Here is a 14697-nt window from a genome sequence, read left to right as displayed (position 1 = left end):
AAGGCCTGAGCGTGGATGGATTGATTCATGATGTGGGACTCAGCGTCTGTATGAATCCTTATCTGGCTGAAATCCGCTCCAAAACCCTGTTCCATTAACTCTCTGCTCTTACCTTCCAATGGGTTGCCGGCACCTTTCCTTCGGTGCAGAAGCGGCTCCATCAATTCCGCTTGTTTTTGCCTGCCTCCTGCCCCTGCAGTTTTGGCCTGAATCTGCTCCTCTTCTTCCTTCATCTGAATCTGTTCCTCCTCTTTAGCCTGGACTTCCTCTTCCTCTTCTTCTTTCGTCTGAACTTCATCCTCTTCTTCTTTGGCTTGTACTTGTTCCTCCTCTTCCTTCATCTGAACCTGTTCCTCCTCCTCGGCCTGAATCTGCCCTTCTTCCTCAGGCTGTGACATCAACTGCTCTTCATTTTCCTCCTCAGGAACCATTTGCATGGAATCCTCCATTTCATGATCATCTGACTGCTTCTGAATAAACAGTCCTTCCTTATCAGTAGCAGGCATTGCGCGTTCTGCGTTAGCCCTAAAGAAACTGTTTCCTTTTTTATTTTGGAAAACAGGATTAATGATACCCACCGTAGACCTTCTGACTGCCTGCCTTTTCATTTTTTGTTTTGTTTACCATTCCACCAATAATAATTTTTTTCTCCAGGGTAATTTAATAATGGACAGGTTCCAGGGTAATCCATCCAATAAAACATCCTGGGCTTTCCGCTCAATAAATAAACGGTCCTGATGGTCTTCTAAAACCAGCTTCCCACTGCGGGTCAAAAATTCATTGCGAACTGTCTCTGCACCTGTATTTTTCAGTTTGCTCCAATTTTCCAGTAAAGATTCCAATAACATAGCCGCTTTTTCGCGGATACCCCTACTTAATTTGATATCCCTGGGTATGGGTTGATGAATGTCCAATCCACAGAGGTATTTCTCAAAAACCAATTCAAAATCAAATGGTGCAAGCTGTCTGCTAGCCAGGTAATAAAGGGTATGTACGGCAAGTTCAGGTTCAATAAGTTTACCTCCCTGATCCAAAAACCCACAATCGCTAAAAAATGCCTTCAGAAATGGATGTATTAAGACCAACCCCGCATGTTCAAGGTAATGGCTTTCTCCATCAATCTTTTGACTCCTGTCCAAAGGATCAATCATTCCTTGCTGTGCATCTGAGTCATCGTCACCTTGAAAACCTATTTGGCTTTCGATAATATTTTTAAACTTATCGAAAAACCGTCCCCATATGGCTAATTCAGATTTGCTAAGGGTATCTTGAACCATTTCAATAATTAAAGCAAAAAGCTTATCAGGGATACCATTTGCTATCAGTGACTTACCGATGGGTATTTCATGAAAAGGTTTGTTATCCTGATAATGACTTATCCCGATAAGGATTTGAAAAAAAACTTCTTGCTCATCGCTGGATATTTTCTTGTTGATACGCTCAAAATCCAACAGACTCATTGGTACTTTATCTCTCAAAATAAACCATAATAACTCCCTTACCTCTTTGCCGGAATATTGCGACAGCAGCCGGTTAAAAAACACCCGATTAGAAGCTATTTTTTGCCATAAAGCATTTTTATTTAAGTCTTCTTCCAAAAAAGGCTTCAAGTTTTTGAATTGGAAATTGATTTTTGCCTTACCTTCAGGGTACCACCATGGCAGCTCACCTTTTTCCAAAAAATATATCCAAGCCTGAAAATCCTTATTTTCATTTTCCAAAAGCAGGACCTTCCCTGTTTCATTTTCCCGGGAAAACTTTTCTACAGGTAAATTATCCCTCAATTTCCCATTTGCTTTATTAGGCAGCCGAGAAGAACCCTTTAAGTAAGAAATAGTGGATACTTTTTCCATTACTTCATCCATTTGAGAATTAATTTGAACTTCCAGGTCAGCAATGGCCGGGAAATCATTTTTGGCGAAACCAATTTCCAGAGACAAAAGCGGTATTTGAAGAGAACGATTATCCAGTTTGCTTTCCAGTTCATCCAGATATTGCTCGATCAAGGGGAAGATCCTCTCCCGGATAAAAGACCTCACGTCCCTTTCCATCAACTTACCTGTATCCATGGAAGAAGTGAAAATATCCACCTGAACTTTTTGTATGCTATGAGTCTTATTTTTACTCATAATATTTTGATTCGTAGCCAATTATTTTTTATCTTTATTTCTGCAAAGTCGGTAAGACTAAGCGTTATTTTACTGGCAATAAGTATGGAATAGGAATCAGTCTGGAAGTCAAAATGTCTGGAAATCGCGCACTTTCTGTGTTGTTTACATCACTGTTGAGTCGTTGAGTTACTGGATTAGAGATTAAAGTCTGTGGAACTAGGAAAGAAGCCCATGAGGGACCAATCATCATCCGGAATTTGTATGATTGGTCCCTTTTCATAATCTTAATTTTTCAGTAATACCATCAATAATTCTTCTTCTCCCTCTTATCTGAGGCCCTTCGATATATATATCCGCCTTATCCGTCCAGGGTTCCATAAGGTTTTCTATTTGGGTTCTATCAGATTCATTGGTCAATACCACAAAAAGGGAGGCCTTGGTGGCTTGTTTTTTCTCGTGTAATTTAGACCTTAGGTTCAAAAACCGGAAAATCAAGTCATTTGTATTGCTTGTGTTTTTGTAGTCATCAATCATTTCAATACTGGCCCAACTCCCATTCACCCAATCACCTGTCAGGTAAAGTTGATGAGCAACTCCTGTCCTCGTCAGTTCATTTCTCATTGGCCCGATGATCCTTCTAAGGGAGGCGGGAAGGTCTTCATAACTTTGTGGGATTCTGGGTGGGTTATTGGTTCCGGTAAATCTTGCGTCTGTTTTGAGTCGTTCAATAAGCGAGTACCATTCCTGCCACTTTCCCTTGTACGCTCCATAATCGTCATCTTTATTGGCAGGGGCAAATTCATTCTGCAACTGCATATAGGTAGATTCCCTGTACAATCTTTTCTCCTCGAAACGAATGGCATCCAGCCTGAAGGTCTGGTCGGTTTTCTCCATTCCGTCCTGAGTATAGGTATAGACAGGGCTGTTGATATTCAAGGTGGTATCAGCAAAACTAATGGTGAACTCATCATCAAACGGTCTTGTAATCAGAAACCTCTTTAAAGATTCATCGTAATCAAAGACCAATCCCTTTGGAAAACGCTCATTAAGGCTTTCAGTAATGGCATGCATCCTTCGGTTAAATATATTTTCCAAAGGAATGTCCAAAGTTACAGGTCCGCTGATCATCGGCTGCCCGTTGATCTCGTAATCCCTGACCACCAAACGGTAAAAATCGGGTTGCACCCCGGTACTTCTTCGGCTTCCTTTCAGGCTCCTGGATAAATTATTCAGGTATTTGAGGGTGCTGATCCAGGGATAGGAACAAGCAGCCACTTTGACGTGCGTATGGCCCGACTGGCTGATCTCATCCACTACACGGTAAGAAAGAGACAAGTCCCCAAATACCTGATTTTGATGACTCAATAGGATATATGTTCCCGATTTGGCAACTCCCCCCATACTTATACAGGAAGGATGGGATTGCATAAATTTCTTTAATTTTCCATCTGTAGCCGACAAATCAAAATGATATACTTTAAACTCCAATCCAAACTGCTTCACCATTGACAGCAGCGACTGGTAGGTTTGCTCTCCATCTGTTCCCAAATGCCCTCCTATCCAATACGAATCCATTCCACTATACTCCATCAGTAAAGGGTTGCTTCCAATATCATACCTGAAAATGAGTGGATTACCCTTAAATCGCCAATGGGTGGTAAGGCCCTGGCTGTTTTGATAGAAAAATGGAATAGAAGGTAAACGGCTATTGGAGGATGAATTCCCATTGGGAATGATTCTCAACCCTTCCCCACCGCTGATTCCAAAGGAAACGAGAAGGTAATAGGTTTTTTTCAAAAGAGAATTGATCAATTCCAGCTGTTGGATTCCTGAGCCCAGGGAAGGAGAAGGAAAAAAAGCATGCCTGTAGGACGTATCAGCAATTTTCCCCAAAAGCAAGTGCTTCGGAAAGGCAGCTATTTCTGGATTTGGCCAGGAATTAAAGATTTTCAATTCAGCTATTAATGCATTGTAAGTTCCAACCAAATCTTTGGCCAATAAGTAGCGATACTGGTTGTATTGATATACTGTATCCTGTTCAAAATTAAATACAGCATCCAATAAAGCATCCAGATCCTCTTTTAATGCCGTAACAAAAGGAATATCTTCAAAAAGAAATTCAAATTCGGATAAAATAGCCTGAATACCTGATTGAAGATCAGCGATGGTATTTCCATCCAGTATCGCATCCCTGTACAAGCGATCTATCTGCAATCGGGAAGAAGTATTACTTTCCTGATGCACTACCTTTAGCAGTTGAAGCGGTGAAAGGGCTGAAACGACATCATCGATCTGTCTTTTTCTCAGGAAAAGAGGGTCATGACTGACAAGCTGTTCCACATCACCTTCGTTCATCATCAAAATCCTCAACCGGGTAACCTGTTCCTCTCCCTGATTGTCACAATTGATACCCCCACATATATCCTGGGGTTTGGGGTAACATTCCAGGTAGGCGAGCAGGATTTTGTCCTGCCAGTCGGGGAGACTATCCAATGGCTGGGCATTTTCATCGCTTTCCTGACACATTTCCCACAGTGGTACCTGCCCATCTTCAGGAAAAAAATAAGGACTATACCTGGCATTTTCATCTTCATATCCCCTGAAATGGGTAAATGTGAGTTGATCTATGCCAATGTTTTTCTCTTTGGGTTGGGTTTCGGTTAGGGCCTGATGCAGTAAAATCAAATCACCATCGGTAGTAATTCCAACTCCCTGGCGAATGATAAGTTGAGTCGCTTCAGAAGACTCGTCCAACTCGATTTGCAGACCATGGAGGATGCCTACACCAAACAGGGCCATACGTGTGAGCCGGTCCTGATCTTCAAAGTAGGCTATGGTCTCGTTTAGCTGGGTATGGGTAAGCACCTGATCAGCCTTATAGTGTCTGTATTGGTAGATGACGGAACTAAGTTTGTTTGACATGGCCGTTGGGATTAAATGGTACCTAAATTTGTTCTTCCTAATATGATGCTATCCCGCAATGCATTGCTTTCATCTTCTTCTTCACAGTTATACAATGTGCCTGTGGGATAAATGGAGCGCAATTCGGAAAGTATTTTTATAAATTGCCCGTGATTTTCATATGTTCCCTGACTTAAACCTTTTAAAAATTCCAGGTAGGCCTCTTCAAAGAGGGACAGCTGGTCTTCCTGATCTAAATCCCCGGTATTGGCTCTTCCAATCCAACAAATTTTTGCCAGGATATGGGCCGGTAATTCCTCTCTGATCAGGTTTTCCAAAAAATCCCTGAAATCCCTATCCGCAAAACGAAAGGTATTTCCAGGTAAAACCAAAGTTACCCTGAAAGAATAAGGGTCCAGACAGTTTCCTGGTTGACAATCTTCCTTACAAAAGGGTAAAAAAGTGTTATTTGTGTCATCTTCCTCATCGACATTGGGCCTTAACAAGATGTTTTCTACCAAAAATAGGCCTTCATCATCAAATTCGCGATCCATAAAATCTTTAAAGGAAAGGACTGCCTGTGGAAAGTTCTGAAAGGCATAATACCTGTATTGGCTGGCGATAATATAGTCCGGGTCATCGGTGTCAGTAATGGACGGATCAATGATGCTGAAAGAAAACCTTCCGGATGGCGACTGTGTGATGCGGAAACAGCCCAGAGAAAACGGGGTCTCCTGAATTTCTTCTAACCCATTAAAAAAAGAACTGATTTCTTCCCTGGAAAAACCTTTCACCAATTGAATTACCAGGTAAATTTCTTTATGGGCAGCAGTTCGGCTAGGGTATTCTTCAGTTGCTGTCAATAAAATGCTTCTGTTATGGTCATAAATCCTCCAGCGGTACACCTTATCGCCCTGAGCATTGGTAAGCGGATAAATCTCGACGAAGGATCTGGCCAGGTTTTTCCGCATAAAATTTCTGATCCCAGCCAATAAGGCCACTCTTTTTTCGAATCCCGACGTATTGTCACTGTCCCAAATCCGGTTTAATGGTTGCTGGTAATAATTCATTGCCGTGGACCTTTCTACACTAATTTTTCCATACTCTTTTAAGAAAAAGGACTTGGTTTCCAGCACTTGCTGGTCAATACCAGTTCCATAGATCTTTTTCATTAAAAAAGCATAGTCACTGAATTTCTCTGCAAACCTTGCCAAAAGATGATCCTTGATTTTCTGGTTCCGGGCATTGGCTTCATCGAAGGCTCCAAATAATTCCTCATTCAGGTCCCCGGTTGTATACCCCTCTATCAAAAATTCATTGTGGTCTCCAATATCTGTCACCGTTCTGGTGAAATAAGTTTTTTCAGAGGTTGTGAAAACTGATAATAAGGATTTTACTTGAGACAGGTGCTGAAAATAACTGACCAATACCTGGTCAAAGAAGGACAAATAGGCCTTCAGTTGATTGGCCTTCCTTTTCCACTCCGGGTCAACCGTTTCGGGCAGTCCAATGGGGCCCACCCCATATACTTCCGGAAAGTCATTGCGGATACTGGCATATTCTCCCAAAGGATAACTGTAGGGTTCTGGTAAAGAATAACTCTTTTCCTTCATGCCATATTGCAAATCGTGTTGTTCCTTTCTCAATACCTCCTTGTAATTGGCCACCCGCTCTTGATTCACATTTACTGGCAACAAACCTTTAAAAAAGTTGAATTTACTTTTGTCGCAAAGCACGGGTTTTTTCCCAGGATCCACAGCGATGACCCATCCACCATCTTCATTTTCCTGCTCACAATGGTTGATCCTGATCTCCCTAATGGCTGTAACCCCCTCCAGGTCCATGATCAATTGAATAATATCAGATTGCCGGATTTCTTTTCTTAGGGAAGCTTGCTTTACCTCCTCAGGATCCAAAAACCCATGTTTTAGAGCAGGTCCTTCGAATATCTGATCTGTAGTATATCCCTTATCAAGCATTTCACTAAAGGAATAAAACCGGATATCCGGAGAAAAATATTGCCGGATGGCCTGGTCAATGGAGGCTGCAATCCACTCCTCATCTGCCTCAGCTTCCAGCTCAATGATGGCACAAACCTGAATCGGATGTTCATCTACAGATACAACTTCTACCAGATCCTCACATAAATTCCTGTTTTCATGATAGCTTTTCCTGATTCTTTTCTTCACCAATTCAACCGACACTTCCTCCTCTACATCTACCAGGATGCGGTGCAGCCCTTTAAGTTCAAATGAACGACTGTCTTTTGGCGCTATTCCCTCCAAAACCTCCGGATGATAGGACATTTTGAGGTTTTTGCAATCTGCATAAAGGGTCTGCTGATAAGGTTCAAGCCAACAATTGCGAACTCCCTTCAAATCAATGAAAAGCATTCTGTAATCCAGTTCGGTTAACGCTTTACAAGGCAGAACATCCGAACCCAGATGAAAATGATCCTTCAGAAAACTTTTCTTATCCCCTTCAAAAAGTAAATCCTGCACGGGTAAAGAAAGGCGGTACCCCAAATCTGTGATGGCATAACACAATACCTCCAAAATGGTAACGCCCGGATCATGGGTATTAAAGTCAGTCCATAGACCAGAGCCCAGCTTTTGAATCTTCGAAATCCCCTCTTTCCTTAAAAATTGAAAATCCAGATCATCATTGCTGTGAACATCTTTAGAAATAGGGCCATATGTTTTGGAATTCATCATTGGTCAAATCAATTGGATCCGTACAAAATGATATCGTGTGATTTGGCAGATACCAAAATATGCCTGGGGCTTTTGGGTAATATTTCTTGTGAAGTTTCTATACCATCTTTAAATACCCTGAGTTGCTGAATAAAGTCCACATAATCCAACTTTTCAATAAAGTAAATCAAACTGCTAAAGTTGAAATGATTGCTGAAATCAATGGCCTGCCTGTTTTCAGCAGTCCAGGGTGCCAAATGATGAATAATGTCTTCTTCCATGAGGTTGGAATAATAGGCTTTGTCCAGTCCTGATTTAAAACTCACCACTACCTTGATGCTAATTTCCTCATACAGAGGATTCATTACAGTGAGTTTCACCTGAGGAGATACTTTTGCTTCCAGGAAAACTTTGATCTGATTTAATGTGGCAGCGCTAAGCGTTGGTTGAAACAAATCGTACACGTTTTTATTCACCGTGTCTGGTACGGTGATCAGCATTACCTGCCCCGGCGACAGGTGAGATTTTTCACAGGTATGGTTCAAACATTTTACCTTGTAAACTTCCGGAAACTGCTGAAGTACCAAATGCTCATAATCCCAAAGGGATACAGCCCTGTTTTTATGTCTCAAGCGTTCGCTGACCCTGGTATAGAATTTTTTATCGGTCTCCAGGGCTTTCCCACCAAATGTATTATAGGGTTGACTTATGGCCTTGACTCCCGCTTTTCGTTCTGCCATTTTACCGATAGTACCGGCAGGCAAGCCATCCTGAAGGTGTTCCAGTTCATTTCCCCGGTCCTGGAATTTCACTTTTACCGCCTGCGCAAAAACTCCCAATACCCTGCTGGTCGCATCATAGGGAGCAATTGATTTAAGCCTGATCCAGGTAAAGTCGCTAGGCATCCTGGTTTGACTTTCAAGTGCTGCCTGAGGTAAATCCAATACGATAATTCCGGATTGGAGCAGGTTCCCCGTTTGATTGGAAACGATCTGATCCTTGCTCAGAGGCTTCCAGTAATTATTCACCAGGACGGACCAGGAAAGGGCATTTTCTTCTGAAAAATTGGCATGCCGGGGGTTTTCACTTCCTTCCAACACTTGAAATAAAAGGGACAGTTGCTGGTTTTTTTCCAGACTTTCAACGCCCACAAAAAGTTCCCCTCCAGGGCCAGGGAAAGACAGTAAAAAAGGCTCCTTTTCCTTTACATGAGCAATGCCCTCTTTTTTCGATTTTTGCTCCTCCAGGTAGCCAAAATCATCCCTCAGAAACAACTGCAAATCATGTGCTGATTTGGAAGTCAGGTCATAGGTAACTTCACAATCAAAATCCACTTCCAGGCTTTCCAAAAGTGGGGTATAGGGTTCGTTGGGGATAGGCGTTTCAGGCTGGTCACTGGACATAGCCAAAGCATACAACCTTGGGTAAAGTTCATGCAGAAAAGACTGCAAGAGGGTGATTTTAATTCCTCCCCTAACATCGATCTTTGTTTTACCCGGTTTAGGAGAGATGTTTATGGAAGTATTGTAATGACCCGAATTCTCCTCGAAAAGTGCTTTGGATCCCGTGTAATTGGTCCAGTTGTTTCCATCACCTGCGGAAATACTGGCTTTAAAATAATCATCACCGCCGACAATTAAATTTTCCGGATCCTCATTTACCTTGATCTTATTGCCCAATAAGGGAGCTTTTAACCCGGTGGGTTGCCACAAAAACATTTTTATGGGTTCGGCCAGGGTGGTTACCGCTTTGAAATGTTGAGAAAGATAATTGTCTTTGCTTAAATAGTTCTCCCCTAAATCACGGTATCCAAAATACCAATGCTTAAAATGCTGGGGAGGGTTTTCTGTGGATTTATCTGGCGTGTTGGACCATTTTCCTTTTATAGAAATGCTTCTGGGTTGCTTGTATTCCCATTCCGGATATTTTATATAAAAGCTGCTTCCTTTTTTGGGAACACTGCCAAAAGGTTGAAAGGGTTTGGTTGGATTGAGTATACCCAGATCGGACTCCAAAACAGGTTGCTGAATACCTTTGTATTTGGATTTGACCCTGACCTTTTTGACGGGTGTGTCTCCCAGTGCTTTGATCCATTTAAAGCTTTTTGGGGATCCGGCAGTCAAATCAAACCAAATGACGGGGGAACCCTCACCTACCATTTGGCCATGAATTTTTTCATCCTGCGAGACCAGGGAGGGCTGGTCTTTCCCCAGATGAATAACGATGCCCAATTGGTTTTCAGTAACCGAACAGCTGAGCCCTACTTCAGCGTGATTGGATGGGGCCAAGGTGATCCACCCTTTTTCCCCACTCAGATGAGCGGTAAAAATTTCAGGGATATCACTGGCTTCACCGGAAAAAGCCAATTTTTTTGTGAATTCAAACTCAAATTTAAAATATCTGTCAGCTGTGGCAGCGGCTCTCAGGGAAGGAAAAGCAAGTCCAAAACCGAAAGTGGCCGGGGCCAATTCCGGAAAATCCATTGTACCCATCTGATGTCCAAATGGCCACCATCCTGAAGTTTCCGAATTGAAAGGTTCGCCTCTGCCATCAAGGGAATTCGCCACCTGACTGATTCCTATTTTCTTGCCAGTCTCGTCCACCCATCTGTTTTTCAAATGTGCCACCCGGGCCAGATTGGGAGAAAATCCCCGGGTACTGCTATAATACCTGGCAATTCCTTTTTTGTCCTTCCCTGCATCGAAAAGCTCCCCTTCAGGAAGGAAAACCGCAGGGCTTTTGGATGCTTCAATCACCAGGAAAGCTTCATCAGCCTGGTGCGCTTTTCTGGGGATATTCAAAACAGTGGAATAATAAAAATCAAGGTGCCTTTTGGTAATCCCATTCAGGTGATCCTTTGAAAAGCCCAAAAGCTCAAGAAAAGCCACCAGCAGGGTCATATGAGGGGCCAGATCTGCAGTGGCGGCAAAAGCATTAAGTTTGGATGCTATCGAGGTTTGTAAATCCCGATAAGCGGTGGATCCCTTTTCCGGCAACTCCTCTATCTCAATCAATTCCTTGAAAAATAATTGCCAGTCTTTGTGGATGATAGGGGAATTGGTTTTAGGAAAATAAGGCAAAAACCGGGCAAAATTATGGGCAAAAAGCAACCAATCTTCCACTTCAAGACCCATCAACTCTATATTGTCAGGATCAAGTGCTGAAAGATTTCTATCAGCCTGTGAGGTGCCCTTCCTCCATAATAATTTCAATATGTGCAGGTTTTCCGGTTGCATGTGATTCAGTTGGCATTTCCTTCATTGAGGTAATAAGGATAAACCAGGTTAAACCTGGAGTTGGTACCTCTTACCATGTAGGTTAAATGGATCAATACCTTACCTTCGACCATTTCTTCTTCTGTGATATCAATTTTTTCCACTTCAATACGTGGTTCATGATACAATATGGCCGTACGGATCAATTCCGACACATAAGTAATGGTGGTTCGGTTCAGGGGGCTGAATTGTAATTCATCCAACTGGCAGCCATATTTGGGTTGCATTACCCGCTCCCCAAGCCGGGTGGACAAAAGAATCCACAGGCTTTCCTGAATATCTGTAACCCCGGAACTCATTTCTACCGATTCGGATTTATCATTGAAGGCAGGAGGAAAGCTCCATCCCGTACCTAAAAATTCCATTTCATCTTCCATGTTCACCTGTTTTTTTATCCAATCAGAACCGATGGTAAACCCGCTGCAATGGACCCTCCGTGCGAGGTACTGTCTCCCATTCTTGCTGCAGGCATGCCACCAATCATTACCGTAGCTGAACCTGCCACAATGCTATCCGGTGGTCCGGAACAGGTGGCCATATCTCCTACCCTCGCAGCAGGCATACCACCAATCAATACCGTCGGCTCACCGGGGGGCATTATTGGCCCTCCTACATGGGGAACTCCTCCTGGATTGACCATGGGGCAAATGTGCATGTCTGTAATTCTTGCAGCCGGCATTCCCATTTTGTGTTAATTTATTTGTATCAAAGACCCTTTAATGGTAGTCGTCGCACTACTGGAAACCGTAGACCCGGCCGATCCCTCAGCGGTAAATTCTGCCTGGGCCTTGACCTTAACATTGGTGCCCTCCAAATTCAGGTCGCCACTGCACTTCAGGGTCAGGTCACCCGCACTTTCCACTTCAATGCCATCGGCATTGAGGATTACTGTATTCCCATGATCATCGCTCATCTCCATATGGTCAGCATCATCATCCAGGGAAAACTTTTTTCCCTTTGGCGTTTCAATAGTCACTGCAGCCGTTTCATCATCAATCAGAATCTTTATTCCTTCTCGTGACACATAGCCCTTCTGATGGTTATCGTCTGCAATGGCTATGGGAGCCGGACTTTTACTGCTGTGCAGGGATCCCAAAACAACCGCCTGATTGGGGTCTTCATTGATAAATCCAACGATTACCTCGTCTTCAATTTCAGGACGGAATACCATGCCTCTCTCATTGCCGGCATCCAAACAGGCCAACCGACACCAAATCCCTTGTTCTTCTCCATTAATAACGGGCAAGGTCACCATTATCCGGTCCTCTCCCTCGGGGTCGTCCTGTAGTTGGGACACCTTTCCGATCTGCAGGCCTTTGACTGCTCCAAACAGACCTGAGGCAGGTTGGGCATGGATGGGGAATTTTTCCGAAAACCACTCAGGATCCATCCCAAATTGTACATCAACTGTCCAATTTCCTGCCGCCAACTGATGCATGACCCCTGAAACAAAAGCCTTACCTGAGAATCTATTACCAACCCCTCTGAGATCAATTAATTTACCTGGCGCTGCCTGCGGAATCCCCTGAAATTTGACCCTGCCCCTGATTTTGGATAATTGCTGTATCAGCCACTTTGAATCCGCCCAGTCCTGAAGACTTACTTCGGCAATTCTTCCTCCATTTCGCAGGTCAATTGGACCCAAACCCATTCGGTCCGCGAGGTTTGAAGGAGTAAGATTTCCACTGAGCCTTATTTCAGGATCATTGGCTTCAATTTTCTCCATTACCTGGTCTGCCGAATTCCAGGCTTGTGCAGACACACTTTCCGCTTGATTCCTGGCATCTATTTCTGCATCAAATTCCAGTATATTGGCGCCAAAAGTAACCGTCTCCAGGCTATCCTGTGCTAAATCGGGCTCGGTGACCAGTACCTTAGCCCCTTCTACCAACACTATCCTTCCATTGGCCTGGGCCCTTGTTACCAGAAAATCCCAATCGGTACACTGGTATTGGATCAGTTCGGGATGGGTGAAATTGGTGGGGGCTACTTCAGCCTCCAATCCATTTCGGGAAATCAATTGCTCCATCAGATCACTGTCCTTTTGATCATAGAAATATCCCGAACTGCGGTTAACGTGCATTTTATAGGCTTTGTCCCTGCACTCAATTACCAATTCCTGCCTTCCATCCCTGACCCTGAGATTATGATTGACGATTATCCCTTTGAAGATGGATTCGTTGTCCGAATGGTATCCAGCCAAAATTTCTATTTCATTTCCGGGAATAAAGGTATCCTCATTGCTTAGCGGAAAGTCACCAAGTGAAACATCTCCATCTACAATACTTATTTTTGCATAGGGAATCCGATTGATTTCCTTTTGGACAACAATACTTTGCACATGTACAGTATCGGGTAAGGTGTCTCCTTCAATAATCAAATCAAAAGTGACTAAATCTGAACTTCTACTGGTTTGTATCACATTGTTATTGGGCATTGGCTTGTTTTTGTAGGGGTGGAAAATAGAGTACCTGCCCGGGTTTAAGGCTTCTGAAATTGATCAGCTTATTGACTCTGGCTACTTCCAGGTAATATTTTGGATCTCCGTATATCCTTTGCGACATCAAAGAAAGATTTTCACCCGCCTTTACGACCCTGAAATGGGTCAGGTCCGGCGAACTGTTGTTTTCTTTGGCAGCACGCAGGTTATCTTCAACAAAACCTTTGAATTTAGCTTTTGCCAAAGCCCTGAGGGGCGTACCATCAGCCCGAAATAGCTTAAACTCCAAAGTCATCTCGGTCAGGCATCCTTTGAAAAGCAGGCTGCCCCAGGAAATCATCACATAATTGGGTTTGTGCTGATCGCCATTATAATCCAGGATTACTTTTTTGAAGTGTTCGATATCATCAATCACTCCATCCTCGGTAGCTTCCTTTCCGGGAACCACTCCAGTCCGGTCGAAAAGAAATTCTAAATCCAGTTCTTCGGGAAGCTTCTTGTTGAACCTGGTTGGAGCGGCACTGGTACCCGGAGCCTGATCCTCATTTTGATCTATTTTATATTGATAAATGTATTTCTCAGGATTCAGCAGGGTCGTAAATTCTCCATTAGCCACCTTTTCGTTAAACTCAGGGTCACTGTAAGCCACCAATTTCAATTTCTCCAATTTACCTTCGCTCATTTATCTTTCATTTTGAAGCCTCAGGATTTCCATGACCTGTTCCACGCATAGGGCTACCAATTCCTCTTTCCCCGTAACATTCCCCTTTTTTTTCTTGCCGGGATCGTCCACATGAATTTTTATGTGTAACTCTTTGATTTCTATAGGCATCATTCAATGGTTTTAAAATACTGGTAGGAAAACTCAAGGGTTTCGATCACCAGCTTGCTCTCCTGTGCATTAAAATCATCCACAGCCCATTTCACGGGAAAGGCATGCACCACATTCCAGGTCATCAAAGGTTCATGTTCCTCATTCAGCAGTTGAACGGTAAGGTCTTTGGGAGCGAACTCAAAATTCTCAAGGGCATCTCTGCACCAACTGATCAATTCGGATCCCACCATCAAGCCTCTTTTCAGGACCAAATTGGCATATTTGGTTTTTACCGGAAACTTGTGCTTGAACCTGTTTTCACCACCCTCAGCAAACTCCTCTGTATCCATGTCCACCGTCAATCCGGAAACAGACTGAAAATGGGTATCATTCTCCTCCCCGTCCAAGCCCGAAAAGCTGACAGAAAAATGAAAGCCAACCGGAGGATATGCATAGGCCATAA

At 43.3% G+C, this 14697-nt stretch carries 11 protein-coding genes; all 11 read right to left on the bottom strand.

Annotated features, from left to right (window positions below):
• Positions 1 to 608, bottom strand: a 608-nt coding sequence (locus HUJ21_RS12440) for a DUF4157 domain-containing protein (protein ID WP_291370235.1), incomplete at its 3' end; no start/stop codon positions are given.
• A 12-nt stretch (positions 609 to 620) separates the two neighbouring features.
• Positions 621 to 2129, bottom strand: a complete 1509-nt coding sequence (locus tag HUJ21_RS12435; protein WP_291370233.1) for a contractile injection system tape measure protein — start codon at positions 2127 to 2129, stop codon at positions 621 to 623.
• A gap of 258 nt (positions 2130 to 2387) precedes the next feature.
• Positions 2388 to 5033: a hypothetical protein gene (locus HUJ21_RS12430; RefSeq protein ID WP_291370231.1), complete on the bottom strand. Its 2646-nt coding sequence runs from the start codon at positions 5031 to 5033 to the stop codon at positions 2388 to 2390.
• An 11-nt stretch (positions 5034 to 5044) separates the two neighbouring features.
• On the bottom strand, positions 5045 to 7726 hold the full coding sequence (locus tag HUJ21_RS12425; RefSeq protein WP_291370230.1) for a hypothetical protein: 2682 nt from the start codon (positions 7724 to 7726) through the stop codon (positions 5045 to 5047).
• A gap of 8 nt (positions 7727 to 7734) precedes the next feature.
• Positions 7735 to 10917, bottom strand: coding sequence for a baseplate J/gp47 family protein (locus HUJ21_RS12420; protein ID WP_291370228.1), 3183 nt, complete (start codon positions 10915 to 10917; stop codon positions 7735 to 7737).
• Between the two features lie 29 nt (positions 10918 to 10946).
• The gene (locus HUJ21_RS12415; RefSeq protein ID WP_291370226.1) at positions 10947 to 11357 is read right to left on the bottom strand and encodes a GPW/gp25 family protein; all 411 of its coding nucleotides are present in this window, start codon (positions 11355 to 11357) and stop codon (positions 10947 to 10949) included.
• Between the two features lie 14 nt (positions 11358 to 11371).
• Complete coding sequence (locus HUJ21_RS12410) at positions 11372 to 11665, bottom strand: PAAR domain-containing protein (protein ID WP_291370224.1); 294 nt, start codon at positions 11663 to 11665, stop codon at positions 11372 to 11374.
• Positions 11666 to 11671: 6 nt separating this feature from the next.
• On the bottom strand, positions 11672 to 13417 hold the full coding sequence (vgrG, locus tag HUJ21_RS12405) for a type VI secretion system tip protein VgrG (protein ID WP_291370222.1): 1746 nt from the start codon (positions 13415 to 13417) through the stop codon (positions 11672 to 11674).
• The gene (locus HUJ21_RS12400; RefSeq protein WP_291370220.1) at positions 13407 to 14102 is read right to left on the bottom strand and encodes a LysM peptidoglycan-binding domain-containing protein; all 696 of its coding nucleotides are present in this window, start codon (positions 14100 to 14102) and stop codon (positions 13407 to 13409) included. The genes vgrG and HUJ21_RS12400 overlap by 11 nt, the downstream gene beginning before the upstream one ends.
• A complete protein-coding gene (locus HUJ21_RS12395; protein ID WP_291370218.1) occupies positions 14103 to 14255 on the bottom strand; it encodes a DUF5908 family protein in 153 nt (50 codons plus the stop codon).
• Positions 14252 to 14695 carry a phage tail protein gene (locus HUJ21_RS12390; protein ID WP_073093354.1) on the bottom strand — a complete coding sequence of 148 codons (444 nt, stop codon included), beginning with the start codon at positions 14693 to 14695 and terminating at the stop codon, positions 14252 to 14254. Before HUJ21_RS12390 ends, HUJ21_RS12395 begins: the two co-directional genes overlap by 4 nt.
• Positions 14696 to 14697 lie beyond the last annotated feature (2 nt).

The sequence above is a fragment of the Cyclobacterium sp. genome (genome assembly GCF_014762705.1).
Classification (GTDB): Bacteria; Bacteroidota; Bacteroidia; order Cytophagales; family Cyclobacteriaceae; genus Cyclobacterium.
The sequence above is the reverse complement of the archived record's forward strand: the minus strand, read 5'-3'. Positions and strand labels throughout refer to the sequence as shown.

Coding starts and splice junctions, on each gene's coding strand:
- HUJ21_RS12430 (WP_291370231.1), bottom strand. CDS start 5,033: ATGTCAAACAAACTTAGTTCCGTCATCTACCAATACAGACACTATAAG.
- HUJ21_RS12425 (WP_291370230.1), bottom strand. CDS start 7,726: ATGATGAATTCCAAAACATATGGCCCTATTTCTAAAGATGTTCACAGC.
- vgrG (WP_291370222.1), bottom strand. CDS start 13,417: ATGCCCAATAACAATGTGATACAAACCAGTAGAAGTTCAGATTTAGTC.
- HUJ21_RS12390 (WP_073093354.1), bottom strand. CDS start 14,695: ATGGCCTATGCATATCCTCCGGTTGGCTTTCATTTTTCTGTCAGCTTT.
- HUJ21_RS12395 (WP_291370218.1), bottom strand. CDS start 14,255: ATGATGCCTATAGAAATCAAAGAGTTACACATAAAAATTCATGTGGAC.
- HUJ21_RS12435 (WP_291370233.1), bottom strand. CDS start 2,129: ATGAGTAAAAATAAGACTCATAGCATACAAAAAGTTCAGGTGGATATT.
- HUJ21_RS12410 (WP_291370224.1), bottom strand. CDS start 11,665: ATGGGAATGCCGGCTGCAAGAATTACAGACATGCACATTTGCCCCATG.
- HUJ21_RS12415 (WP_291370226.1), bottom strand. CDS start 11,357: ATGGAAGATGAAATGGAATTTTTAGGTACGGGATGGAGCTTTCCTCCT.
- HUJ21_RS12400 (WP_291370220.1), bottom strand. CDS start 14,102: ATGAGCGAAGGTAAATTGGAGAAATTGAAATTGGTGGCTTACAGTGAC.